The organism is Actinomycetota bacterium, from assembly GCA_005774595.1.
In the GTDB taxonomy this organism is placed as follows: Bacteria; Actinomycetota; Coriobacteriia; order Anaerosomatales; family D1FN1-002; genus D1FN1-002.
The window spans coordinates 1-1,139 of record VAUM01000480.1 but is presented as its reverse complement, the minus strand read 5'-3'; the positions used below and the strand labels follow the sequence as shown (position 1 = coordinate 1,139).

The window sequence follows — 1,139 nt, the reverse complement described above, 5'->3', positions numbered from 1 at the left end:
TGCCTGACGCATCCCTTGTGAAGGTCCGTCGCGCGCTCGTCTCAGTCACCGACAAGACAGGCGTCGTCGAGTTCTGCCGTGCGCTGTCCGACGAGTTCGGAGTCGAGATCGTGTCCACCGGCGGCACCGCCAAGGTGCTCGCCGAGGCGGGCGTTGCCGTGCGCCCCATCGACGACCTCACGGGCTTCCCGGAGATGATGGACGGGCGCGTCAAGACGCTGCACCCGCGCGTGCACGGCGGTCTGCTCGCACGCCGCGACGTGCCGGAGCACATGGCCGCGGCCGATGAGCACGGGATCGGCATGATCGACCTCGTGTGCGTGAACCTCTACGCGTTCGAGGCCACCATCGCCAAGGAGGGCGTGACCGAGGCCGACGCGATCGAGAACATCGACATCGGCGGTCCGTCGATGCTGCGTTCCGCGGCGAAGAACTTCGCATCCGTGACGGTGGTGACCGACCCGGCATGCTACGAGTCGGTACTCTCCGAGATGCGCGCGAACGGCGGCTGCACGCTGCCCGAGACGCGCCGCGCGTTCGCGACCGAGGTCTTCCGCCTCACGAGCGCATACGACACCGCGATCTGGATGTACCTGTCCGACTACAAGGACACGCCGTTCCCTCACGAGGCGCGCCTCCGGCTGTTCAAGGCCCAGGACTGCCGCTACGGCGAGAATCCGCACCAGGCTGCGGCGTTCTACCGCTTCGCGGACGCGAAGCCCGGAACGCTCGCGATGGCGGAGCAGCTCGGCGGCAAGGAGCTGTCGTACAACAACTTCCTCGACACCGACGCGTGCTGGGCCGCCGTGCGCGAGTTCACCGAGCCGGCCTGCGTCATCGTCAAGCACACGAACCCGTGCGGCACCGCCATCGCCGACGACATCGTCGAGGCGTACACGAAGGCGCACGCGTGCGACCCGGTCTCGGCCTTCGGCGGCGTCATGGCGTTCAACCGCACGGTGACCGCGGGCATCCCTGAGGCCATCTTCGAGCGCGGGCAGTTCGTCGAGGTGATCATCGCGCCGGACTACGATGACGACGCGCTCGAGCTGCTGCGCACCAAGGAGAACATGCGCGTCCTGCGCACCGGCGAGGTCCGCGCGCCGGGCGGACACTACGAGACGCGCGCGGTCGAAGGC

At 68.4% G+C, this 1,139-nt stretch carries 1 protein-coding gene; it reads left to right on the top strand.

Translation table 11 applies throughout. From position 1 onward, the window contains the following. Positions 1-17: 17 nt before the first annotated feature. On the top strand, positions 18-1,139 hold a 1,122-nt coding region (purH, locus tag FDZ70_11130), incomplete at its 3' end, for a bifunctional phosphoribosylaminoimidazolecarboxamide formyltransferase/IMP cyclohydrolase (protein ID TLM65415.1).